Raw genomic sequence first — 23,567 nt, 5'->3', positions numbered from 1 at the left:
ATTCAAAATAGCTCGAATTAAGGAAAGCCATGAAACGTCTACTCGCCTGTCTATTATTGCCATTATTCATCACCGCCTGTGGCTCAGACAGCAGCTCCACACCCGATCCTGAATTTCCAAAAACACTTAATTTAGGTGATGACTATATTGCGACATTGAGCATGAGCGATGTGAAAAATGGTATTGCAGATTTAACCGTCAACATTAAATCAACCGACGGCCGTTCATTAAAAGGTAAAGATATTAGCCTTAGCCCATTAATGGTAATGAATAGTGGCATGAAACACGGCACGCCCTTCGAGAATGGCACAGGTTTACTGGATGCAAACGGCTCATTCACCAGCACCGCCTATTTTTTAATGCCCTCCAATATGGCAAATGGCGACCCAATGGGTAATTGGTCAATTAATGTTTCATTTAACGAAAAAACTGAAAGCATTCCTATCACAGTTGAAATGATGGCTTCAGATGTTAAGACGCTTAAAGGTGGTGACAATGACCAAATCATGAATATGGACGATGCTAGTGGCACCTTAGATCGCACTTATTACTTCTATAACCGTGGTCGTCATGTAAATGCGGGAATGAATATGTTTGAAGTCTACATCAGCGCACGTGAAACCATGATGGATTACCAAGCCGTTGCCGAAGACAATGTCCTAAATGCCGATTCAATGATGCACAAACTCATTATTAATAGTGTTGTCGCTGAAATGTGCATCAAAGATTGTGATAACGACACCAAGCTGGATAACTGCAATGCCTAAACCTAATTATCCGGGTATTTATCAAGGAATGGACTTAGGGCTCACTGACGATGAAAAAGATGTTGTTATGGTTCGATTAACGGTAAACGATGAAATAAAAGACAACGGCGCAGCGCAAGATGCAAAAACAAGCGTTATGTTCTCATTTAATGACTCTGCATCAAGTACCACTGCACACGATCATATGTAATTAAGTATTAAACAAATTTTATGAATCCTACTCAGCAAGTGGATATGCCAACCCCTGAAGTATCAGCTAATCACTGGTATGGGGTTGGACTTTTTTTCGCACTCTTCATATTTTTAACCAGCTCATCATCAATCACCTACGCCGCCTCTTGTTGTGGTGGTGGCGCGAGCTCTGGGATTATTTTACCTAAGTTTAACAATCAAATGTGGGACGTCAGTGTTTCTCACGAACGTTATGATGGCGCTTGGACGAAAGAAGGCGTTTACCAAGACGACCCTGCCGATAGTGACTTATTACAACGCCGCTTAGATTTTTCTTACGCTTATCGGTTAGCCGATCAATGGCAAATCAATGTTGGGTTACCGCTAGTGGATAATCAAAACAAATACAGCGGTGACAATAGCTCAGTGCAAGGCCTTGGGGATATGCAACTGAGTATCTGGTATGAAGCATTTAATAAAGTAACGTGTGTGTATAAAATTAACGGTTGGGAAAGTTTAAAACCCAGCATTTATTTTGGCACAAGTTTAACCATTCCCACAGGTATTAGCCCATACAGTGACCGAGTTGATAGCAGCTCAGATATTACAGGACTCGGTTTTTACAGGCTTGATGCAAACATGATTATCGAAAAAACCGTCTACCCCTATAGCATAAGCTGGCAAGGTAAATACGGTTATACTTTCGAGCGCCCTGTAAACCAAGAATATGAGAAACCTGTTAAGCCCTACAATAAAAAATTAGGTGATCGCACCGCCAGTATTTTTAGTGCGGCTTATACCTGGTTTTTACCAAACTTATCAATGCTCAGTTTAACGGCAAGCCATAGCACACTAAAAGAACAGTCCGCACAATATGATGGCATCACCGACACCAGCAGTGGTTTAGAAAAGACAACGCTGGGATTATCGTTAGCGTATTCGAGTGCGGTGCGTGATTGGATTTTTAAACTGGGTGTGAACCAAGCACAAGACGGTGAAAATATTCCAAAAACCCAAATCATCAATATGGGTATCAGCCATGTTTACTAATTTGCAACGACTCCTTTTCCCTTTTTTGTTTTTTCATTGTTGTAGGCTGCCAAGAAGACTTAATGCCCAGTAACGACCCCATTGAATCAACACAAGCAACGCGGGTAGGTGAAGTGGTTAATGATATAAACTTTACTCTAAGCGATGGCACAAGCAGCATGTTAAGCGAGCAACTAACCACACATGACGCCGTTGTACTGTACTTTACAATGTGGTGCCCAGTTTGCGATGGCCACATGAGCCATATTCGCACGCAAATAAAACCGCGGTATAACAATGTACAATTTATTTTTGTTGATTATATTTCTGGGCAGGTATCCAACACCTTAGGGTCACAAGAGTCGTTTGGCTATACAGACTTCTCTGTAATTGCAGACACAGACGATGCACTTGAACATTATTTTAATGGTACGATGGCCACTACTATCATTATCGACAAGAATTTCATTGTGAAACTTAACGGGCTTTTTAAAACAGGCAATGAAGTTTCAGAAGTATTAAATCAATTATAAAACAACCAGTAACTTAAGTATTTAATGGTTAATAATGTTAACTTTTATTAAGGTGCGACAATATGTCGCATCGGCTTTAACCTAAAATCTACTTAAAATATGGGCATCACTAAAAGGAACGCCCATGAAACCCGCCCTGCTGTTAACCGTCTTATCGTCACTCAGTACATTGAGTATTGCGAATACGCAACTTGAAAAAGTGGTTGTCACGTCCACTCAAGAAGCAACCAGTATTCATAATTTGGCAGAATCAGTTGGCGTGTTATCAAAAGAAGACATCCTTAATATCAGCCCGTCCCACCCAAGTGAGGTGCTTAACCGTACCCCTGGTGTCTACATTAATAATCTAGGCGGCGAAGGTCATATGACTGCGATTCGCCAACCCATTACCACCAGTGCTGTTTATTTATTTTTAGAAGATGGCATTCCCACTCGCCCCACTGGTTTCTTTAATCACAACGGTTTGTATGAAGTAAATATTCCACAAAGTGAACGCTTAGAAGTCACCAAAGGACCCGGTTCTGCACTATATGGCAGTGATGCCATTGGTGGGGTCATCAATAGCATCAGTGCAAAAGTACCTGATCAAAAACAAAGTAAATTAGATACAGAGTTTGGTGAAAACGGCTGGCAGCGATTATTATTCAGCGCGGGCTCTCCCATTAATGCATATAGCGGCGCGGCGATCAGTGCCAATGTGACAGAGAACGAGGGCTTTCGTGACAACGGCGATTATTCACGAGGCAGTTTAAACGGCCGGTTTAATTACACGCTATCATCAAATATTAATGTCAGTAATAGCCTATCTTTTTCTCAAGTCGACCAAAGCGGCGTGTCCAGCCTTGAAAGAAATGACTATAAAAATAATGTGAAAAAGAATTTTTTTAGAGGCGATGTAGGCGCAAGGGACGTACAAGCGTTACGCTTTTCAAGTGTTGTTAATTACATACCCTCTCAAGAATCACTGTTAACAGTGACGCCATTCTATCGAAATAATGACTCAAGCATGATGCCAAGTTGGATGGTGAGCTATGACCCTAACTTTCGTGAAACCCAGTTTGAATCTTTCGGATTATTAACAAAATGGCGTCAACGCTTAGGAGACAATAGTTTAATTATCACAGGCATTGATATTGACCACACACCCTCAAGCTATAAAGAATACGACATTAGCGTCGAAAAAATAGAAATAAATGGTCAGGATTATTACACTGGATTTGAAAAAAATGGAGTGATTCACTACGACTATGATGCAAATCAAACCAGTATTAGCCCGTATATTCACATCGAACATAAACCGATAAGCAATATAATATTAAGCGCAGGTTTACGTTATGACATGTTTAATGTTGATTATGATAATAATTTAGCCGAACAAGCAATAGACTCACATAATCGCCCAGAATCACAAAAAATTGACTACTCCCATTTAAGCCCTAAAGCGGGTATTGTTTATCACATCAATAACCTTCATCAAGTTTATGTAAATTATCGACATGCTTTCCGTGCGCCATCTGTTGGTACTTTATTTCGTTCTGGTTCCAGTACCAATACCACCGATTTAGAACCTGTTAAAACAGACAGTATCGAAGTCGGCTATCGTGGTTATGCCCTCGACAATATCAGCTATGAACTGGCTGTATATTATATGAAAAAGACGGATGATATCGTCGGTGTCATCAACAGCGAAAATGATCGTATTTCACTCAACGCAGGCGAAAGCACTCACAAAGGTATTGAATTAGGATTACAGGCTGGCATATATCAAGACATTCTATTATCAACATCGTTTAGTTATTCCGAACAAACCTATGGCCAGTTCGAATATCTTTATAACTGCTTTAAATGTTCACCACCTGTGTTTAATCAAGTCCTTAACTTTAATGGTAACGAGGTTGGCAAAGCCCCTAAAACATTAGGTAATATCGCGGTTCGGTACGAACCAATGCGCATAAATGGTTTTATGGTTGAATTAGAGTTAGAGCATGTGGGTAAATATTATACCGATGAAACCAATACCAATGAATACAATGGTCATGACCTTTTAAACTTACGCAGCCGCTATCAAATAAATTCTCAGTTTGAAATATACGGTCGTTTACAAAATTTAACAGATAAACGTTATAGTACCTATACATCGAATCAAGTGGGTTCAACCGATATTGATTATCGCCCTGGTTTACCGTTAACTCTTTATGCGGGTCTTAGGCTTAATTTCTAATAAACCATTTCGCACTGATGTTTCAGTGTGAAATATTAATGATATGACTTGGTGCAAATACATTTAAAATGAATATTAAATCAATTAAAAAGTGGCACTTACTGATACTCTGGCCTGCACTCATTGCCTGTATTATCTATGTCGTTTCGGCTTTCACACACCCGTTAATGGCATGGACGGGGCCTCAGGCTAAAGTCATGTTCCCACCATCGTTAACATTAGAGGGAGCACAGTTTAAAAATATTTCAAAAACCTTAGCCACAAATAATTTACAAAAAGCAAAAATAGCCAAACTAGTGCCGTATAAAAACGAGGTTTTACTGCAAGTTACCGAAACCGAAACTTCACCGCGCCGTTATTTTTCACTGATCTCAAATAAAGAACGACTGCAACATGATGAAAAACAAGCCATTTGGCTGGCTTCTCACTATTTAAAACAAACTCATTCAATTAAAAATATCGAATTGAAAACGCAATTCGACCACAGCTACCCTTCTGTTAATCGACTTTTACCCGTTTATAAAATCAATTTTAATACTCAAGATAATTTAAGCGTTTACATCCATACCGATACTCAAGCATTGGCAGGTATAGAAAATGACTGGAAACGAAATTTACGTTTTGTATTTCAAACGTTTCACACGTTTAATTGGTTAGATGATTACGAACCGCTGCGCCTTCTAGTGATCAGCGTATTGTTAAGTGCATTATTGATAATGGGAATCTCTGGCTTATTATTTTTAATAAAACTTAAACGTAAAAATACAATCATTAATACACAACGTCGCTGGCATCGTCGTTTAAGCTGGTTAGTGGTTTTACCCTTGATATTATTTAGCGTGAGTGGCTTCTACCACTTATGGCAATCAAGCTTAGTAACACCACCAAGCGGCCTTCAGCTCACACAATCATTAGACTTAACCCAATGGCCCAGTGCCGACAAGATAAGCGCGCCTAAAAATGTAAAGATCAACCAAGTGAGTTTGATTCAAAGCACAATAGATAACAGTCATACCATTAAGAATCTATATCGTTTAAGTGTATCGCCGATACAATCTAATCAAGCTGATAATATCAATACTCGTGAGAAGCGCTTTAGCGGGAAAAGTAAAGAAAAGTTTGCACAGTATATCGATGCCAATAGCGGCGAGATAATAGGCGACATAGATAAAGCTCTCATAACTGAGCAAGCAAAAGACTTATTAAGTGAAGCCGATTCTGCCATATTACCAATGACGTTAATCACCCACTTTGGTTTTGGTTATGATTTTAGAAATAAACGTTTACCGGTTTGGCGTGTAGAGGGCTCAAACGGAGATCATCTATTCATTGATCCCATTACTCATATCTTAGTCGATAGAAATAATTCTATAAGCCGTATTGAAGGTTATAGTTTTTCGTTTTTACATAAATGGAGTATGCTCACACCGATTACAGGCCGATTTAACCGTGATATGTTAATACTATTAACACTTGGATTTATTTTTATATTAGCGGGATTGGGTTTAGTTATGCGCTTATCTAACGCAAAGGCTTCAAAAAATAAGTCTCGCCAGAAACATGCCTCTCAGCATAATAACGATCAAAACAAAGCAGCTTAATACAATAACAATCACTAGATATACCTAGTGATTTTTATTTTAAATCGTTCTATCTAAAGGTTAAAAATACAGCGTTGTAAGGGTATTTTAAACTTAATATAAAATTAAGCCGCTAATAATATAATGCCTTGCCGTTTCAAGTTATATCCCATAGATAGCTTTATTCATGAGCGATACAAAGAATAGTATCGCTTTTATCAAGCACACTAGTTACTCAGGTAACGTTAAGTAGTCCGCTACTTTACTCACCTCTACGTTGTCCATAAATGGGACTTCGCCTAAGCACGGTACTTTTAGCATGGCCTTTAACGTTTCGATATTTTCATCATAGGCCGTCATATTGGCATCAACCCGATTGGCAATCCAACCAGCCACTTCTAGCCCATCACGCCTAATAGCTTCGTATGTTAACAGCGCATGATTAATGCAACCTAACTTCATGCCGACGACTAAAATAACAGGCGTTTGTAATTCTTTCGCCACATCAGAGAAGGTTTCATTTAGGTTCAACGGCACACGCCAACCACCTGCTCCTTCAATGCAAATAAAGTCGGCTTTATTAATCATTAAAACGCCGCGTAATAATCCGACAATACGCTGAGTACTCAATGGCTTTTGAATACGCTGTGCCGCAATATGAGGCGCAATAGGCTCTAGTAATGCAATAGGATTAATCTGCATATACGGCAGTTTTTCTGTGCTGTATTCAATGTGCGTTAAGGCATCATTATTTTGTAAGCCTTCGCCATGGTCTTCACAGCCGGCGGCCACCGGTTTTAAACCCAATGTTTTTAAACCTTGTTCACGGGCTTTATAAAGTAACGCTGCGGTGCAAATGGTTTTACCGGCGTCGGTATCGGTTCCGGTAATAAAGTAACGCTGTTTACTCATGAATAATTCGACTCATTAAAAAGGTTTGGTCAGGCAGCCGCTCAGTACACGATAACTGGCAGGCAACCCTGCATCTTGTCTATGGGTTTCCATAGCCTGCATAAATTGCTTAACCGCTCGCGGTGACGTTAAGCCTTTGGCGCGACCATCTGTAATATTGTGTGCACCAATGCGCTTAAGGGAATCCGTTAAGCCGCGAATATCACTATGAAAATCATATAACGTGGCGATATTTAATTGTTCAATCTCAAATGCACTTGTTTCAATCATGCGTTGTAAATCGGATTCATGATCAAACTGATTTACATGTTGGTGTGCATCTACTTGTGACCAAGCCTGCTTTAGTTCACTTAATGTGCCTTCGGCCAACGTACTCAACACAAGATGCCCACCTGGCATTAAACAGTCATACGCCTGCGTGAGCACTTGTGAAAAATCGTCACACCATTGCACTGCAAGGTTAGAAAAAATTAAATCAAATTGATGTTTTTCAAATGGTAAGTTTTCAGCATCGGCTACGGTATAGTCAAATTGAGGATGATTTTTTTTTGCCCAAGCCAACATCCCCGGTGCAATGTCAGCACCCATAACATGGGCACTTTGATAATGCTGTTTTAACATTGGCAAACAATAACCGGTGCCACAGCCTAAATCCAAAATGGCATGTTTTTTTTGTTGTGGGCAAAGTTCAATTAAGGTGTTGGCTAAATTATGTTGAAAGTGCGCAAATGCATCGTAATCATGTGCGGCATCGCTAAAACTTTTTGCCACCGCTTGCTTGGCAATGACATCATGCATTCGGTAAACCCTGCATAAACGTCAAAATACCATTGGCCACTAACTGTGGCTGCGTCACTAAACAAGCATGACTTGCATTGGGCACAAAGCTAGTCAAATGCTTGTCGTTTAATTTATTAAGCGTCTGGCTGGCTTTATGTGGCACGATGGCATCATCGGTTGCCAGCATATGCAAACATGGCTGTACAATATTGGCCAGCGCTACCTGGTTATCAATTAATGATAGTAACTCCAATGACGCTTTTAATACGCCCGCTTGCGGCGCGGGTACTTGCGTATTTTGTTGTAACCATTTTAGAGATTGCAACATATCGTGTTTTTCACCCACGACGGTTAATGCAGCAAACCGTCTTAAGGTCACACGTACATCGTCAATGCTTTCCATAAAGCCATTAAATAACGGCGACGGCACACCTTGCTTGAATTTTTTATCGGCTAAGAATTTTGCATTGCTGCAAATGGTCATCACTTTTTCAATTCTGTTTGGTGAATCCAAAGCCGCTTGTACCGTTAACATGCCACCTAATGACCAACCTAGCCAACTGCTGTGCTCTGGTGCTACGGCTAACAACTCGGCGATTAGCTTATCAAGTACGTAATCCCCTGCTTGGTAGTCGCTATCACCAAAACCAGGAAGGTCCACTGCAACAAACTGAAAGTGATCACTGAATAAATCCGCCAGCGGCTTAAATACTTGCGCGTTACTGGCCCAACCATGAATACAAAAAATAACGGGTAACGTTTTATCACCCCATTGGTGTACTACTAATGCCATGTTAATTGGCCTCCATGGTGGATGATAGCGCAGACAGCGCGTCTAATAATGTTTCAACGTGTTCAATACTGTGTGACGCCGACAATGTAATACGCAATCGTGCTGTGCCGGGCGGTACGGTTGGTGGGCGAATGGCCGTGACCATAATGCCTTGCTGTCGTAACTGCTCACTAAGATATAACGCCCGTTGTGCATCGCCGATCAATATTGGTTGAATGGCGGTATCCGATGGCATGACGTTCAAGCCTAATTGTTGCGCACCTAATTTAAATTGTTGAATTAAATTATGTAAATGCTCACGTCGCTGCGGTTCATTTTTTACGATGTTTATACTGGCTAAGGTTGCAGCGGCAATGGCCGCTGGCATGGCGGTGGTATAAATATAAGGGCGCGAAAAGTTGGTCAAATATTCCGTTAGCTCTTTGCTACCCGCTACAAACGCACCGGCTGTGCCCATGCCTTTGCCCAGCGTGCCCATGAGTATTTGCACATTGTTTTGATCTTGTTGTTGCGCCTCACAAATACCGGCTCCGGTTTTACCTAACACTCCTAAACCGTGAGCATCGTCAACCATGATCCAAGCATCATGCTGTTTTGCGGTGGTTGATAACGCCTGTAAATTCGCGTCGTCACCGTCCATTGAAAATACACCATCGGTCACGATGAGTTTGCGTCGAGCCTCGCTGCGCGCTAGGCGAGCGGTTAAATTTGCAACATCATTATGCAAATAACGCTGAAAACGCGCACCACTTAATAAACCGGCATCTAATAACGAGGCATGATTCCACTTGTCTTCGAACACGCCATCTTGTTTATCAAGTAACGCCGTTATGACGCCAAGGTTCGCCATGTAACCCGTGCTAAATAACAAGGCTGACTCACGGCCAGTAAATTCGGCTAAGGCTTCTTCTAATTGTTGATGATAATAACTGTGGCCATTCACTAAATGGGCGGCACCACTGCCTACACCAAATTCATTCGCCGCCTGTTTAAACGCAGCAACTAATGCAGGATGATTGGCTAAGCCAAGGTAATCGTTTGAACAAAACGTTAAATATTCGGCACCGTCTATTTGCATCAGCGGCCCTTGTGGGCTTTGTGCTAAACGGGTGGCGCGATACAAGTTTTGTTCGCGACGCAGGTTTAAATCTTGGGATAAATCAAAAGGCATAATGCAGATTGAATGAACATAGCATAAACGTCAGATCAGACTAACGTTTATGTGAGTGTTCATACACCTTATACAGTGGCGTCGTAAAAAGGTTTGGCCGTATCGTTTTTCTCAATCTGTTTGCTCAGCACATCCGCTTGAGCAGAATCGTCATGATCAACAATGGCTTGCTCGGGACGTAAGCCTAAACGTTTAAATAATTGCATATCTTCATGGGCTTCAGGATTGGGTGTTGTTAATAGACACTCGCCATAAAAGATAGAGTTAGCACCCGCCATAAAACACATGTGCCTGCATTTCATCACTCATGTCTTCACGCCCGGCGCTTAAGCGCACATGGGATTTTGGCATCAAGATACGCGCAATGGCGATGCAGCGTACAAATTCAAATGGATCAAGGTTATCCACATCTTCAAGTGGTGTGCCTTTGACTTTAACCAACATATTGATCGGCACACTTTCTGGTTGAACGGGTAGGTTCGCTAGTTGTGTTAACAAACCAATGCGGTCATTTTGATTTTCGCCCATACCAATGATACCGCCTGAGCAAATTTTCATGCCGCTGTCACGTACATGTTGCAAGGTATCTAAACGGTCGCCGTAGGTGCGAGTAGTGATAATTTTATCGTAGAATTCTGGGCTGGTATCAAGATTATGGTTGTAATAATCCAAACCTGCGCCTGCCAGCTCATCCGCTTGATCTTCATCTAACATGCCCAGTGTCATGCAGGTTTCTAGTCCCATGGCTTTTACGCCTTTGACCATTTCAAGCACATACGGCATGTCGCGCTTGTTTGGGTTTTTCCACGCGGCGCCCATACAAAAACGGCTAGAGCCTTTTGCTTTGGCTTCGGCGGCTTTATTCAGTACGGCTTCGACTTCCATTAGGCGCTGCTTTTCTAGGCCGGTGTTGTAATGGGCTGACTGCGGGCAATACTTGCAATCTTCTGGGCAAGAGCCCGTTTTAATCGAAAGCAAGGTGCTCACTTGTACTTCATTTGGGTTGAAGTGCTGGCGATGAACCACTTGAGCTTGGAACAACAAATCGTTAAACGGCAGATCAAACAGGGCCTGTACTTCTGCGCGGCTCCAGTCGTGACGAATGTCTTGTGTTTGTGTTGCGCTCATAATGCTTCCTTACCAGATCTTATAGGTGGTGCTGGTTTTATATATCCTCAAATGGCAGGCTAATGGCTAACCAAGTGGGATGAAATCGTGACACGTATATTAGCCGCTTATTTTGAGCAGTCAACCTCCGCAATCAAGGCGGTTTACAATAGTATATTTATTAAGCAGTGCATATTCTGCCTGACACCCAGCCCCTGTAACCTGTGCCCGCAGTGCCAAATGACACTTCCCCGCCTTGGCCAACACTGCCCGCAATGTGCGGAACCCAACCATCACGGCCACATCTGCGGCGAGTGCTTAAAGCAGCCTCCCGCCTTTGACAGAGTTATTTGCCCTTTTATGTTTCAAGGGGCAGTGGCGGGTTTGATTCAAGCATTCAAACACCGCAGTAAAGTATTAGGCCTTGAATGCTTAGAATACGAACTAAGTGAGCACTTACAACACCATGAGTTCGATGTCATTTTGGCCGTGCCTTATCACTGGCGAAAGCTATTATGGCGCGGTCATCACCCCACAGAGCACCTGGGCAGAACATTAAGTCACGCACTCAATACACCCCTATGGCGAGGTCTGTTGCGAACCAAAGCGACACACAGCCAACAAGGGCTAGATAAAAGCGCACGGCAATACAATATGCGCAAAGCATTTATGTGCAGCCCATGGCTGATTAAGCAGATAAAAGGTAAAAACCTATTACTGGTAGATGACGTGCTCACCACTGGGGCTACCTGCCATAGCACCGCATTAGCACTCAAAAAGCACGGCGCAAAGAGTGTCACGATTGCCTGTTTAGCGCGCACACCGCTGGCGCGTTAATAACTTTTCTCGCCAGTCTTTGCATAAGCCAGTAAACTGCCGCTCTTACTTTGATGGCCATTGAGTTTTTATGTCACAGCTTTTGCCCCACCCCTACGAAAAGCTCACTCCCGATACCGTGCTGAATGCCATCGATGCCATTGTGGCACCATTAGGTTGGCTCACCAGTGGCCATCAATTAGCCCTTAACAGCTATGAAAACCGTGTTTATCAAATTGGCATAGAGGAACAAAAAGACATCGTCGCTAAGTTTTATCGCCCTGAGCGCTGGAGTCGAGCCACCATTTTGCAAGAGCACGAGTTCAGTTTGTTTGCACAAGAAGATGAGCTGCCTGTTATTGCGCCGATGGTCATTGAAGGCGAAAGCCTGTTTGAATACCAAGGTTTCTTCATTGCGCTGTTTCCTAAGCAAGGGGGCCACAGCGGCCACATTGAAAACTTAGACGATTTCGAACAAATGGGCCGTCTAGTAGCCCGCTTACATCAAACAGCCAATGCCGTTGAATGTGATCAACGTGGTGACATGACCCCACAAAAATTTGCCCGCAATAGCCGCCAATTTATTCTCGACAATCAGTTTATTGATGAAAGCTTACTGCCCGCTTATGAAAGCTTAAGCTTAGATATTTGCAATCTATTAGATGAGCTCTGGCATTCACCCAAGATGCAATTGGTGCACGGAGACTTACACGCCAGTAATTTAATTTGGCAACATGAACAACCTTATATGCTTGATTTGGATGATTGTATTCGTGCACCGCGAATCCAAGACATTTGGATGCTTTTGAATGGTGATCGCGACCAAATGCAAGCACAACTTGCCGCCATGGCACGCGGCTATGAAATGTTTTTACCATTCCCCGCGGATCAAATTCCGTTAATCGAAGTGTTGCGCACCATGCGTTTAATGCATTACAGCGCTTGGCTTGCCAAACGCTGGGATGACCCAGCGTTTAAAATGGCGTTCCCTTGGTTTAATACTCCACGGTACTGGTCAGATGAAATTCTCACTCTGCGCGAGCAGTTTGCAGCCTTGCAAGAGCCTGCATTACAACTTTTTCCTTAAATAACAAACACGATATTTTAAAACACACTTGATGACTTTATTCCAAATGAATTTTTTAAAACTTAGCTTAGTACTATCAGCCTTACTTTTTACACATAACACCTATTCACTCTGTACGTCTGATAACGAAAAAGCGCCAGAATTCAATACATTTTATATCGGCTTAGGTTTTGGAGAGCATCATGCTTACTCTGAAGATTCATATTATCTTGATGATGAAGAACTAAAATCAGACGGAATGCACTTAACTTTAGGTTGCTTAGAACATCTAAAAGATAATGTTAATCTATTTTTAGAGGCTAGTATAATTGATGTCGATAGGAGGTATATTGGTTACAACAAAGAATCTAGAAGCTTATGGGTCACAAGTGGATTAAAAGTAGACTTAAAAAATAAGATTATAAATTTTTCATTTATACCACAAGCAGGTCTTACAAGTAGCTCTCAACTAATATTGGGCGGTGGTTTACTGTTTCCTATTACCAAAGAGTTATCCCTAAGAGCTGACGTTAAACTTGTGGGCGTTTTAAATACTGCGTCTCAATTTACTTTAATCTATAGCCTTTAAGTACATTAGAACTTTTAATTTAACTCGTTAAATTTTAAAAATCGCGCCTTGGTCTTCAATTTTCTTAGGGGCTGGGCAAAACCAACCTAACTGCCTCTTTGCAGCGTACCCTAGAGCAGGTAAACTACCGCTCTTGTTTAGGTATCAAATACAATAAGGATGTACATGAAATTATTTTTATCAGTATTAACCATCATCAGCCTATGCTTAGGCCAATGCGCACTCGCGCAAGAAGCATCAGAGCAAACCAATATCGACATGAAAAAAATATATTTGGGTGCAGGTATTAGTCATAACCGCATTGACACTTCCTCAATGGGCGGAACAGATGGCAAAGCCAGTGGCTTCCAAGTTTTTGCAGGTTACGATTACGGCCAACGCAGTGGCATTGATATCGCAGCCGAAGCGGGTTTCATTCAAAGCGGTGAGTTCTACGATAACTCTGATGAAGACGCCGATGGTGTATGGGCCGCTGCCGTTGTCTCTAAAGACCTGCCTGAAATTAATGAGAAGCTCGCCGCTATTGTACGCTTAGGTTATGGCCTAGGTGGCGACGATGGTATTTTAATGGGCTTTGGCGCCCAATACCGTGTCAATAGGCAGGCTCTGCTTCGTCTTGAGTATGTAAACAAAGACTTGTCTCAGTCTTATCAGCTAAACGCAGTCTTTAAGTTTTAATCTTTATTGACCGACTACTAACCAGCTACTATAAAAAGGGCTTCTAGTTGAAGCCCTTGCTTTACTTCTTCTAGCTCGCTTTTTCTTGCTTCAAGCCCATAACATGGCCCTTGCCTGACTTAATGACACCTTTACTGGCTGAAACAAGCCATTTTCACTACAATAGCCTAATCAAATTTAAAGTGACGCCCAATGAGCCTAACCCTGCCAAGTCAGCTACTGCTGCAACAAGATTTACCAAAAAACGCACTGCTGATTAATCCACCTCGTGATGATTTAGCCCAAGAGCTAGATGAATCAACTTGGCATGTGGCCAGCTTCAGTTACGCCGTACAGCAGCAATATCAAAGCGCTGGCTATACCAGTACCGATGTTTGTGCACCTCTCACTCAAGAATATTCAAACGTTGTCATTTACTTACCCAAAGCAAAAGCACGTCTGCAATATGTTTTAGATTACGCCATGAGCGCACTGACAGCTGAAGGTGAAATCTGGTTTGTGGGTGAAAACAAAGGCGGTATTAAGAGCCTAGGTAAAAACCTCAAAGACGATTTTAATAGCATTGATAAAATGGCCATCGGTAAACACAGTGCCATTGTGTGCGCACAAGGCCCACAGCGTAAAACAACATTCAAGCTAGATGATTATTTTATCAGCCATGAAAATGAACATGGCTTATCATTGCAATCATTACCTGGTGTATTCAGCCAAGAGAAATTAGATAAAGGCACGCAAGTATTATTAAAATACTTACCACGTAAAATAAAAGGCCGAATTTTAGATTTTGGTTGTGGTACCGGCACCATCGCTAGCTACATTAGCCAGAGCCGTGAATACGAAGAACTCGAAATGATTGACGATGATTTTTTAGCTGTCAAAAGTGCACAAGCTAATATTGAAGCCAATAAAATTGAGTTTACCGAAGCCTTTGCCAGCGATGGCTTTAGCCAAATTGAAGGTCGCTACAACTGGATCGTGAGTAACCCGCCATTTCATCAAGGCATTAAAACCGACTACAACGTCACTGAGAACTTTTTAGCCTATGCAAAAGAGCATTTAAAATTAAGCGGCAAACTGCTTATAGTGGCTAATGAGTTTTTAAATTACGAAGTGATTTTGCGTGAAAATTTTAAAGGTGTAACCACAGTCGCAAAAGAGAATGGTTTTAAGGTAATTCAATGTGAAGGAATTATGCGGAGCAAAACTTAAAACTTCTAATAGGCCTTCAACTTCCTCTTAGAAAAATTAAAACGGACAGTACTTGTAACTAATCGTGTATAAGTAATGTCCGTTTTTTATGCTTATACTTTACGTCGACCTGTAATTAGCAATAGCATCATCGCAAGCAAATAATAAAGTGATATAGCACCGCTTAGCTCTGCACGTTCTCTTGGCTCTTTAGAATCATCTGGGGTTTCTTCGCGTTCTTCTAGTTTTTCTTTCGCTTTTTTTAACTCAGCTTCTTTCAATTCAGCTTCTTTTTTTTCTTCTTCTTTCTTTTCAAGCTTATTTAACACATCTGCCTGAGAGATCCAAAAATGGCAAAGCCACCGAAGTATCTTTCGCTTTTATTTTTGAGATCGTAATTTCGCTTTGATTTATATCCAATGAAATATATGCATTTTCTATTTTAGTCATTCTATTAAATTTTTGGTCAGCAGGAAGTACTATAATTTCAGCTTTAGATGTACTGACGGATATTAAATCTTGTTCATTACCATTTTTTACAAATAACATCCTATGAGTTTTAGACGCCAATAAATCATTTACCCTCATATTTTCCGTCAGTAACCCAGCCTCTATTTTTGAATCTAATATAAACCTAGGCAAACCGAAAAGAGGAGGGGAAAACCGCCAAATATAAACCTCACCGGTATCCCTACGATCCAAGCAAAATAAGAGATCATTATAAGCATGGCAAGAAGACAGTGTCTGGGTTTCAGCAGGAAAAATAACTATTTTTTCTTTTTCACCATACTTAACCCACTCAAACTTCCAATCACCTAATTTATCCGCCACTAACATTGTTCCCTTACTAAAAGGATAAACATGATAATTGTTAACTGAGCTTGCTCTAAATTTATATGTGTTTTTTGTTTTCTTCTCCAGCCACTTTACATTTAAGTTAGGGCCCTTTGAAACCGCCATCAAACCTGTTTGTGTCTGAATAACACTGTCTTCTGAAGTTAAGCTGGTTGTCATTTTTAAACTTTGCGGCGATTTCATTTGCCAGATCCCAGTGTTAGTACCTCCGGATATTTTTCCATATAAACCGTCACCAGCTCGAAAAACTGATTCCAACTTTCCTTTTTCAAGTGCTGTATACATCCAATCTAAGTTATCCTCTGCACCAAAGTTAATCACACCACCATCACCACTAGTGGTTTCTAAATCAGCTAGTTCTAATTCTTTATAAAAATAAACATATTTAATATTTTGGACATTAGTATCCAAATCAATTTTACGCGGGGCGTGTACACAACCTTCATCCCAATTGCGAACAAGTTTCCGATTAATATCATCATAAACAGTCCAAGTAGTATCTTCATGGAATACAAAACTATCTATATTAGAACCTTCGAAATTCGATTTATCCACAATTAACGAAAAACCTGCTGAACTTAAAAAAGATGATAATTCATTTGCATCTCCTCCTGACGTTATCACAGCGTCTTCTACTGGCTCAGGGCATAACTCATTAATAATCAATTGTGCGTATTTATTATCGACTATTGGTTCATCCACAGGTGTATCTGATTCGACTTCTTTAGGGTCGATATATTTAATAGCATCAATCGTCATCTGCAAATCAACGTCAATGGTGATACCAGCCGAAAACACCGGCGCAGAGACCAGCAGAAAGAAAAGCGAACGCAGTAACATGGAATAGTCCTTTAAATTTTATTATTTTTATAAGTTTATATTTTTTAAAACGCTTTAATTATTATGAATTATTCATCATCAAACTCTCGCCCTTCATAAAAACCAGGGGCTAAGTTTTCAAAGCGGGTGTATTTACCAATAAAGGCTAAACCGGTCTGTTCCAATTTCACCGTTACGGTGTTTACCAATGATGATTTCACCAATGCCTTTATCAGGTGAGTCTTCGTTGTAAACTTCATCACGATAAATAAACGCGATGATATCCGCATCCTGCTCAATGGCGCCCGATTCACGCAGATCTGACATCACTGGGCGTTTATTAGGGCGTTGCTCTAACGAGCGGTTTAACTGGGACAATGCAACTACGGGGCATTCAAATTCTTTGGCGATGGCTTTTAACGATCGCGAAATCTCAGAGATCTCTTGTGTACGACCTTCGCTCTTACCGGCTACTGTCATTAACTGAAGATAATCGACCATCACTAACGCAAGGTCATTATTATTTTCGCGGTAAACACGGCGACAGCGTGCACGCATTTCTTGTGGCGTTAACGCAGCGGTATCATCAATGTAAAGTGGTTTGTCTTTTAGCATATTGAATGCGGAGGTCAGCTTTGGCCAATCTTCTTCATCCAATTTACCACTGCGTAATTTATTCGACGGTATACGGCCAACTGATGAATACATCCGCATTAAGATGGATTCTTTAGGCATCTCCATACTGAATACCAGTACCGGGCGGCCTGACTCTAATAATGCATTCTCACACAAGTTCATCGCAAACGTGGTTTTACCCATCGAAGGACGACCTGCCACGATGACCAAGTCAGCGGTTTGAAAACCGTTGGTGCGTTTATCTAAATCAGTAAAACCAGTGGTTAAACCCGTAAGGCCGTCTTCCATGTTGAAAAGCTCTTCGATCTTTTCAAGCGTACGAGACATGATCGGGTTAACGTGCTCAGGACCGGAATCTTTTTTACCACCCCCTTCTGCTACTTCAGCGATGCGTTTTTCTGCATCACTGATTAAACTTAATGGGTCCTGCCCTTTATTGCTGTAGGCGCTGCTGGCGATATCGGTGGCCGCTTCTGCAAGACGGCGTAACAATGCTTTCTCTTTTACGATATCCGCGTAAGCGGAGATGTTCGCCGCTGACGGGGTGCGCTCGACTAAGTCAGATAGGTAATCTAGGCCGCCAATATTATCGAGTTCTTCTAAGCCATCCAGTTCATCACTTAATGTTAAAACATCAAATGGCTTTTCTTTTTCAGCAAGAGTGCAAATAACTTGATAAATAAGACGATGGCTATGGCGATAAAAGTCATCGGTTTGCAAACGCTCAGATACCACCTCAAATGCTCGGTTATCCAGCATCAAGCCGCCAATGACCGATTGCTCAGCATCCGCAGAATTAGGCGGCATTTTTATGTTTTCGACTTGCTGATCCATTGGATAAAAAACAACCGATTTATGAAGAATAATTAGCCGCTTAGTTTGCCCTTTTTACCGTTTAAGCTCAATGGCCACTGTTAGTAAGGAATACTTTTTGTTAAATAACAGGCATTAAAAAAACCCGAGATTTGACGTCGGGGTTTTTCGAAGCGGCCATTGTTACTTAAATAGCAAACTACTTAAATGGGAAGCCACCGCCACCCATACCCGGTGGCATACCGCCGCCAGGCATTCCACCAGGGCCGCCTGCACCGCCCATGCCTTTCATAGCGCCCATCATTTTGCGCATACCGCCTTTGCCCGTCATTTTTTTCATGACTTTTTGCATTTGCTTATGCTGCTTAAGTACGCGATTGATGGTTTGAATATCCGTACCTGAGCCTGCCGCAATACGTTTTTTGCGTGAGCCGTTAATTTTATCAGGGAAGTGGCGCTCTAGTGGTGTCATAGAGTTAATCACCGCCTCGGTTTGCGATAATTGTTTCTCTGCAACGTCCATCTGACCAGCTGCTTGACCCATGTTACCCATGCCTGGCAGCTTATCCATCATGCCCATTAACCCGCCCATGCTTTTCATTTGCAGCAGCTGATCACGGAAGTCTTCTAAATCAAAGCCTTTGCCTTTTTTGATTTTCTTTGCCAGCTTGTCGGCTTTTTCTTTGTCTATTTTGCGCTCAGCTTCTTCAATAAGCGAAAGCACATCCCCCATATCTAAAATACGAGACGCGATACGGTCAGGGTGGAAAGGCTCTAGCGCCTCAATTTTTTCACCCATACCCATAAATTTAATGGGCTTACCGGTAATGTGTCGCACAGATAGCGCCGCACCACCACGGGCATCACCATCAGCCTTGGTCAAAACAACGCCGGTTAGTGGCAAGGCTTCGTTAAAGGCTTTTGCTGTATTCGCCGCATCTTGACCTGTCATCGCATCAACGACAAACAAGGTCTCAACTGGGTCAATCGCTTTATGCAGCTGTTGAATCTCAGCCATCATCGCTTCGTCAATGGCCAAGCGGCCCGCGGTATCGACGATTAAGACATCTGAAAACTGGGTCTTGGCTTCTTCGATGGCCGCTTTCGCGATATCGATCGGCTTTTGTGAGATATCAGAAGGGAAGAACTTGGCGCCAACCTCTTCTGCCAGTGTTTCTAGCTGTTTAATGGCCGCAGGACGATAGACGTCAGCTGATACCACCATAACTTTTTTCTTTTCACGCTCTTGCAGATATTTAGCAAGCTTAGCGACGGTGGTGGTCTTACCCGCACCTTGTAAACCCGCCATTAAGATAATAGCAGGCGGTTTTGCCGCAAGGTCTAAACCTTCGTTGGCATCACCCATTACATGCTGTAATTCTTCATGCACGATTTTAAGCAACGCTTGGCCTGGGCTTAAGCTTTTTAATACTTCGCTGCCTATGGCGCGCTCTTTCACTTGGTTAGTGAATTCTTTCACAACCGGTAAAGCAACATCGGCTTCAAGCAGTGCCATGCGTACTTCACGCAAGGTGCCTTTGATGTTGTCTTCAGTGATTTTGGCTTTGCCACTAATGGAGCGCAATGCACCATTTAAACGATCTTGTAGATTCTCAAACATGTTTCGTGTCTCTATTCATTGGGCCAGACAATTTAGGCTTAGAAAACCTAGGCAACTCTATACATCTGGCGCATCTATGTGCACAATTGTCCGGCATTATATAGGTAAGCGCCGCATAACTCACTCTTCTGTGCTTCGGCTTTTAGAATTAGTGACGGCCACCATAATAACAACCCATGCATTTAGGGATCGCCATTCATATGGTTACGCTGTTCGCACTTATTGCCATTGCTCTTTATTTGGCCAGCAGTTTCACTCAATACGCTGCTATTCGCCAACCCACAGCTCAATCGCGCGCGCGGGTACTCAGACTAGGCTCCTTAGCCGTTGTGTTTCATGGTCTTGCTTGGTTTACCCCATTATTTAACGAAACAATGGATCTACGCTTCTTCCAAGTGGGGTCGTTAATCTCATTGGTCATCAGCGGTTTAATTCTCATCAGCGCATTGCGTAAGCCGCTAGAAAGCCTATTTTTAGGGGTTTTCCCCATGGCGGTGATTATTTTAGGTTGCAACCTTATATTTGGTAGTGACAACGAAGTCGCCAAAAAATACGACACAGGCTTAATGAGCCACATCATATTATCCATTATGGCGTACAGCGTATTAAGTATTGCGGCTTTCCAAGCCGTGTTATTAATGGTGCAAGATTATCAGCTCAAACATAAACACATGACCGGTATCATGCGTGTATTACCCCCCCTGCAAACCATGGATCGCCTGTTATTCGATATGATCGGGATTGGCACACTGCTATTAAGCTTGGCGATTGCATCTGGCTTTATCTTCCTAGATGACCTGTTTGCCCAACACCTTGTCCACAAAACCGCATTCACCCTGATGGCTTGGGCCGTATACGGGGCCTTATTAATCGGCCATTGGCGCCTTGGCTGGCGTGGCAATGTAGCCAGTAAATGGACCCTAGTGGGCACCGCTTTGCTGGTATTAGCATACTTTGGCAGCAAGCTGGTGCTGGAAATTATACTAAAACGCTAAGGACCTCAGCGAGCGGTCTTTAACGCTTTGGTTACGGGTGATTTCTGATACACTAGCGCCAACTTTTGTCACTAGGACCGCTTCGTGAGCGACATACCATTAAGCCTGCTGTTTGCAGCTTTATTTTTCCTTGTTATTTTTTCTGCTTTCTTCTCTAGCTCTGAAACCAGCATGATGTCCTTAAATCGCTACCGCATGCGGCACTTAGCGAAACAAGGTCACGGCGGTGCAAAGCGCGCGTCTAAGCTCCTTAACCGTACAGACCGCCTGATTGGTGTGATTCTCATCGGTAATAACTTTGTAAATATTGCAGCGGCGTCTATTGCTACTATTATTGCTCAGCGTATTTGGGTCGATAACCCTGAACTGGGTGTCTCAATTGCCACGATATTGTTGACTCTGGTTATTCTGATTTTTTCAGAAGTGACCCCTAAAACCATCGCTGCAAACCACCCTGAAAAAATCGCATTCCCTGCAAGCTATTTATTACAGCCTTTGCTTATTTTACTGATGCCTTTCGTGTATGTGGTTAATGGTATTGCCAATTTATTGATTAAAATTACTGGCCTCAAGCTCGACCAAGACAGCAAAGACTTGCTTAGCACAGAGGAGTTTCGAACTCTGGTTCACGAAGCGGGGGCGTTAATTCCCCGTCGTCGCCAACAAATGCTGCTGTCTATTTTAGATTTAGAAACGGTGCGCGTGAACGATATCATGGTGCCGCGTAACGAGATTATTGGTATCGATTTAGATGATGATGTGCGTGATATTGAAACCATCATGCGCACCAGCCAGCATACTCGTCTACCTGTTTGGAAAGGCAACATTAACAATATTATTGGTGTACTGCACATGCGTAATGCCGCTAAGATTTTAGCGCAAAACGAATTTAACAAGGCTGAACTTCTTCAAGTAACACGCGAACCGTATTTCATTCCTGAAACGGCCCAGTTACATAACCAATTATTCAACTTTCAAACTGAACAGCGCCGTATTGCCATCGTGGTTGATGAGTATGGTAACGTGCAAGGTATCGCGACTTTAGAAGATATTCTTGAAGAGATTGTTGGCGACTTCACGAGCGATGCCTCCGCCACCAGTCAAGATATTACGCCGCAAGGCGATGATAGTTATATCATTGACGGCACCACGACAATCCGCGACCTAAATAAAGCATTAGATTTTGATCTGCCGATTAATGGCCCTAAAACCTTTAGCGGCTTAATTATTGAAAGCTTAGAATCGATCCCTGATAGTAACGTTTGTTTAAAGATAGACGATTATCGCATTGAAATTTTAAAGGTTCGTGCCAATACGATTAAGTCGGCTAAAATTTGCAAAGTTTAACGAATATCTAACATATACAATCAACGTTAATATGACCCGCAATTTTGCGGGTTTATTTTTTATTACCTAATTAAAAAGGTAATTCAACTTAATTTAAAGAGTGTAGAGGCGTATGCCGTTACAATCATTGTTCTTTCCTCGACCTTTTTCCATTGCACTGCTTGTTATGAGCGCCACCTTATTTGCAGGCAATCATATTGGCGCACGTTTCGCATTTGACGACGGAGCCGGCCTTTTATTAGCGGTGCTTGCTCGGAGTTTATTATCTTTAATCTTTATGCTCAGCATTGTTAAGATTCGTCATGCATCCATGGTTATTCCTGCGCACTTAATCAAATGGCAACTGCTGCTAGGTTTCTTAATTGCGGCACAAAGTTTGTTGTTATACACGGCCATCACATTAATACCCGTGGCCATGGCGTTATTACTCGTTAATACATGGCCTATGATGTTTATTATCGCCAATTGGATAAGCGGCAAAACGCAACCTAATGCAAAGATGTTCGCGTTATTAGTGATTATTTTAGTTGGTTTGATTTTTGTATTGGATATCGATCTTAGTGCGCCTATCAGTCGTGACTGGTTATTAGGTGTCGTCTTTGGCATTGCTTCTGCTGTTTTTTTAGCGACCACTATGTGGGTAACTCAATATCAATTAGCCAATATTGCAGGTTCAGTACGCAGTGCTTATATCATGATGGTTGTGGTGGCCTGTATGTTAGTAGCAGGTTTGCTTGGCGTGATACCCGGTGGCTTAGACTTACCTGAAAACCCAATTGGTTGGCTCGGCTTAGGGGCGTTAGCCGTGTTGTACGGTATTGCCGTCACGACTTTATTTGTATTAACCCCAAGATTAGACATGGCGCGTAATTCACCGATCTTAAATTTTGAGCCTGTGGCGTCTTTATTTTTAGGGTATCTTTTTTTAGGGCAATTTTTAAATACCATGCAGCTTATTGGTGGGGCAATTGTGATATTGGGCATCATGGCCATTGGCTTGTCGCGCGCATAATAAAGCCCCGTGTTCATTATTATGAACACGGGGTTTTATTACATTTATTTAAAAATATTGATAACCTA

General features: G+C 42.1%; 21 protein-coding genes and 2 pseudogenes. 14 read left to right on the top strand and 9 right to left on the bottom strand.

Annotation, left to right across the window (positions count from 1 at the left end):
- Positions 1-29 precede the first annotated feature (29 nt).
- From ACU6U9_RS10725 to ACU6U9_RS10700, 6 genes are all read left to right on the top strand, one after another.
- The gene (locus ACU6U9_RS10725; protein WP_446735007.1) at positions 30-767 is read left to right on the top strand and encodes a hypothetical protein; all 738 of its coding nucleotides are present in this window, start codon (positions 30-32) and stop codon (positions 765-767) included.
- Positions 760-957 carry a hypothetical protein gene (locus ACU6U9_RS10720; RefSeq protein WP_446735006.1) on the top strand — a complete coding sequence of 66 codons (198 nt, stop codon included), beginning with the start codon at positions 760-762 and terminating at the stop codon, positions 955-957. Before ACU6U9_RS10725 ends, ACU6U9_RS10720 begins: the two co-directional genes overlap by 8 nt.
- A gap of 20 nt (positions 958-977) precedes the next feature.
- The gene (locus ACU6U9_RS10715; protein ID WP_446735005.1) at positions 978-1,988 is read left to right on the top strand and encodes a hypothetical protein; all 1,011 of its coding nucleotides are present in this window, start codon (positions 978-980) and stop codon (positions 1,986-1,988) included.
- Positions 1,989-2,050: 62 nt separating this feature from the next.
- The gene (locus ACU6U9_RS10710; protein ID WP_446735004.1) at positions 2,051-2,500 is read left to right on the top strand and encodes a peroxiredoxin family protein; all 450 of its coding nucleotides are present in this window, start codon (positions 2,051-2,053) and stop codon (positions 2,498-2,500) included.
- A gap of 124 nt (positions 2,501-2,624) precedes the next feature.
- Positions 2,625-4,721 (top strand): TonB-dependent receptor, encoded by a 2,097-nt coding sequence (locus ACU6U9_RS10705; RefSeq protein WP_446735003.1) that lies wholly within the window; start codon positions 2,625-2,627, stop codon positions 4,719-4,721.
- Between the two features lie 68 nt (positions 4,722-4,789).
- On the top strand, positions 4,790-6,322 hold the full coding sequence (locus ACU6U9_RS10700) for a PepSY-associated TM helix domain-containing protein (protein ID WP_446735002.1): 1,533 nt from the start codon (positions 4,790-4,792) through the stop codon (positions 6,320-6,322).
- Between the two features lie 210 nt (positions 6,323-6,532).
- Here ACU6U9_RS10700 and bioD read toward each other — a convergent pair whose 3' ends face one another.
- The 5 genes and pseudogenes from bioD to bioB form a co-directional block, all read right to left on the bottom strand.
- Positions 6,533-7,213 (bottom strand): dethiobiotin synthase, encoded by a 681-nt coding sequence (gene bioD, locus ACU6U9_RS10695; protein WP_446735001.1) that lies wholly within the window; start codon positions 7,211-7,213, stop codon positions 6,533-6,535.
- A 15-nt stretch (positions 7,214-7,228) separates the two neighbouring features.
- Positions 7,229-8,011 carry a malonyl-ACP O-methyltransferase BioC gene (gene bioC / locus ACU6U9_RS10690; protein ID WP_446735000.1) on the bottom strand — a complete coding sequence of 261 codons (783 nt, stop codon included), beginning with the start codon at positions 8,009-8,011 and terminating at the stop codon, positions 7,229-7,231.
- A complete protein-coding gene (locus tag ACU6U9_RS10685; RefSeq protein ID WP_446734999.1) occupies positions 8,004-8,786 on the bottom strand; it encodes an alpha/beta fold hydrolase in 783 nt (260 codons plus the stop codon). Before ACU6U9_RS10685 ends, bioC begins: the two co-directional genes overlap by 8 nt.
- Before the next feature lies 1 nt (position 8,787).
- Positions 8,788-9,957 carry an 8-amino-7-oxononanoate synthase gene (bioF, locus tag ACU6U9_RS10680; RefSeq protein ID WP_446734998.1) on the bottom strand — a complete coding sequence of 390 codons (1,170 nt, stop codon included), beginning with the start codon at positions 9,955-9,957 and terminating at the stop codon, positions 8,788-8,790.
- 68 nt (positions 9,958-10,025) lie between these two features.
- Positions 10,026-11,085, bottom strand: a pseudogene (bioB, locus tag ACU6U9_RS10675) (biotin synthase BioB).
- 219 nt (positions 11,086-11,304) lie between these two features.
- On the opposite strand from bioB, the gene ACU6U9_RS10670 reads away from it, so the two are divergent.
- The 5 genes from ACU6U9_RS10670 (at position 11,305) to ACU6U9_RS10650 (ending at position 15,422) form a co-directional block, all read left to right on the top strand.
- Positions 11,305-11,901 (top strand): ComF family protein, encoded by a 597-nt coding sequence (locus ACU6U9_RS10670; protein ID WP_446734997.1) that lies wholly within the window; start codon positions 11,305-11,307, stop codon positions 11,899-11,901.
- A 70-nt stretch (positions 11,902-11,971) separates the two neighbouring features.
- Positions 11,972-12,967 (top strand): serine/threonine protein kinase, encoded by a 996-nt coding sequence (locus tag ACU6U9_RS10665; protein ID WP_446734996.1) that lies wholly within the window; start codon positions 11,972-11,974, stop codon positions 12,965-12,967.
- A gap of 46 nt (positions 12,968-13,013) precedes the next feature.
- Entirely contained in the window at positions 13,014-13,535 is a 522-nt protein-coding gene (locus ACU6U9_RS10660) for a hypothetical protein (RefSeq protein WP_446734995.1), read from the top strand.
- 165 nt (positions 13,536-13,700) lie between these two features.
- Complete coding sequence (locus ACU6U9_RS10655; RefSeq protein WP_446734994.1) at positions 13,701-14,213, top strand: outer membrane beta-barrel protein; 513 nt, start codon at positions 13,701-13,703, stop codon at positions 14,211-14,213.
- 192 nt (positions 14,214-14,405) lie between these two features.
- Positions 14,406-15,422, top strand: coding sequence for a methyltransferase (locus tag ACU6U9_RS10650; protein WP_446734993.1), 1,017 nt, complete (start codon positions 14,406-14,408; stop codon positions 15,420-15,422).
- Between the two features lie 92 nt (positions 15,423-15,514).
- Here ACU6U9_RS10650 and ACU6U9_RS10645 read toward each other — a convergent pair whose 3' ends face one another.
- From ACU6U9_RS10645 to ffh, 4 genes and pseudogenes are all read right to left on the bottom strand, one after another.
- Positions 15,515-15,730, bottom strand: a complete 216-nt coding sequence (locus ACU6U9_RS10645) for a hypothetical protein (RefSeq protein WP_446734992.1) — start codon at positions 15,728-15,730, stop codon at positions 15,515-15,517.
- Entirely contained in the window at positions 15,720-17,096 is a 1,377-nt protein-coding gene (locus ACU6U9_RS10640; protein WP_446734991.1) for a hypothetical protein, read from the bottom strand. Before ACU6U9_RS10640 ends, ACU6U9_RS10645 begins: the two co-directional genes overlap by 11 nt.
- 68 nt (positions 17,097-17,164) lie before the next feature.
- Positions 17,165-18,545, bottom strand: a pseudogene (gene dnaB, locus ACU6U9_RS10635) (replicative DNA helicase).
- 178 nt (positions 18,546-18,723) lie between these two features.
- On the bottom strand, positions 18,724-20,145 hold the full coding sequence (gene ffh, locus ACU6U9_RS10630) for a signal recognition particle protein (RefSeq protein WP_446734990.1): 1,422 nt from the start codon (positions 20,143-20,145) through the stop codon (positions 18,724-18,726).
- A 200-nt stretch (positions 20,146-20,345) separates the two neighbouring features.
- Here ffh and ACU6U9_RS10625 point away from each other — a divergent pair, with 200 nt between their 5' ends.
- The 3 genes from ACU6U9_RS10625 to ACU6U9_RS10615 all read left to right on the top strand — a co-directional run bounded on the left by ACU6U9_RS10625 (position 20,346) and on the right by ACU6U9_RS10615 (position 23,499).
- On the top strand, positions 20,346-21,140 hold the full coding sequence (locus ACU6U9_RS10625) for a cytochrome C assembly family protein (protein ID WP_446734989.1): 795 nt from the start codon (positions 20,346-20,348) through the stop codon (positions 21,138-21,140).
- An 84-nt stretch (positions 21,141-21,224) separates the two neighbouring features.
- Entirely contained in the window at positions 21,225-22,487 is a 1,263-nt protein-coding gene (locus ACU6U9_RS10620) for an HlyC/CorC family transporter (RefSeq protein ID WP_446734988.1), read from the top strand.
- A gap of 112 nt (positions 22,488-22,599) precedes the next feature.
- On the top strand, positions 22,600-23,499 hold the full coding sequence (locus tag ACU6U9_RS10615; protein ID WP_446734987.1) for an EamA family transporter: 900 nt from the start codon (positions 22,600-22,602) through the stop codon (positions 23,497-23,499).
- The last annotated feature ends 68 nt before the right edge of the window (positions 23,500-23,567 follow it).

The sequence above is a fragment of the Pseudomonas sp. HK3 genome, assembly GCF_052920985.1.
Note: the sequence above shows the minus strand (reverse complement) of the source record. Positions and strands in the feature narration are given on the sequence as shown.

What these genes read in the sequence shown, in the direction of transcription:
- ACU6U9_RS10670 (WP_446734997.1), top strand. Translation starts at nt 11,305, where the DNA reads ATGACACTTCCCCGCCTTGGCCAACACTGCCCGCAATGTGCGGAACCC.
- ACU6U9_RS10710 (WP_446735004.1), top strand. Translation starts at nt 2,051, where the DNA reads ATGCCCAGTAACGACCCCATTGAATCAACACAAGCAACGCGGGTAGGT.
- ACU6U9_RS10705 (WP_446735003.1), top strand. Translation starts at nt 2,625, where the DNA reads ATGAAACCCGCCCTGCTGTTAACCGTCTTATCGTCACTCAGTACATTG.
- bioD (WP_446735001.1), bottom strand. Translation starts at nt 7,213, where the DNA reads ATGAGTAAACAGCGTTACTTTATTACCGGAACCGATACCGACGCCGGT.
- ffh (WP_446734990.1), bottom strand. Translation starts at nt 20,145, where the DNA reads ATGTTTGAGAATCTACAAGATCGTTTAAATGGTGCATTGCGCTCCATT.
- ACU6U9_RS10700 (WP_446735002.1), top strand. Translation starts at nt 4,790, where the DNA reads ATGAATATTAAATCAATTAAAAAGTGGCACTTACTGATACTCTGGCCT.
- bioF (WP_446734998.1), bottom strand. Translation starts at nt 9,957, where the DNA reads ATGCCTTTTGATTTATCCCAAGATTTAAACCTGCGTCGCGAACAAAAC.
- ACU6U9_RS10725 (WP_446735007.1), top strand. Translation starts at nt 30, where the DNA reads ATGAAACGTCTACTCGCCTGTCTATTATTGCCATTATTCATCACCGCC.
- ACU6U9_RS10650 (WP_446734993.1), top strand. Translation starts at nt 14,406, where the DNA reads ATGAGCCTAACCCTGCCAAGTCAGCTACTGCTGCAACAAGATTTACCA.
- ACU6U9_RS10720 (WP_446735006.1), top strand. Translation starts at nt 760, where the DNA reads ATGCCTAAACCTAATTATCCGGGTATTTATCAAGGAATGGACTTAGGG.
- ACU6U9_RS10640 (WP_446734991.1), bottom strand. Translation starts at nt 17,096, where the DNA reads ATGTTACTGCGTTCGCTTTTCTTTCTGCTGGTCTCTGCGCCGGTGTTT.
- ACU6U9_RS10665 (WP_446734996.1), top strand. Translation starts at nt 11,972, where the DNA reads ATGTCACAGCTTTTGCCCCACCCCTACGAAAAGCTCACTCCCGATACC.
- bioC (WP_446735000.1), bottom strand. Translation starts at nt 8,011, where the DNA reads ATGCATGATGTCATTGCCAAGCAAGCGGTGGCAAAAAGTTTTAGCGAT.
- ACU6U9_RS10655 (WP_446734994.1), top strand. Translation starts at nt 13,701, where the DNA reads ATGAAATTATTTTTATCAGTATTAACCATCATCAGCCTATGCTTAGGC.
- ACU6U9_RS10615 (WP_446734987.1), top strand. Translation starts at nt 22,600, where the DNA reads ATGCCGTTACAATCATTGTTCTTTCCTCGACCTTTTTCCATTGCACTG.
- ACU6U9_RS10685 (WP_446734999.1), bottom strand. Translation starts at nt 8,786, where the DNA reads ATGGCATTAGTAGTACACCAATGGGGTGATAAAACGTTACCCGTTATT.
- ACU6U9_RS10715 (WP_446735005.1), top strand. Translation starts at nt 978, where the DNA reads ATGAATCCTACTCAGCAAGTGGATATGCCAACCCCTGAAGTATCAGCT.
- ACU6U9_RS10660 (WP_446734995.1), top strand. Translation starts at nt 13,014, where the DNA reads ATGAATTTTTTAAAACTTAGCTTAGTACTATCAGCCTTACTTTTTACA.
- ACU6U9_RS10625 (WP_446734989.1), top strand. Translation starts at nt 20,346, where the DNA reads ATGGTTACGCTGTTCGCACTTATTGCCATTGCTCTTTATTTGGCCAGC.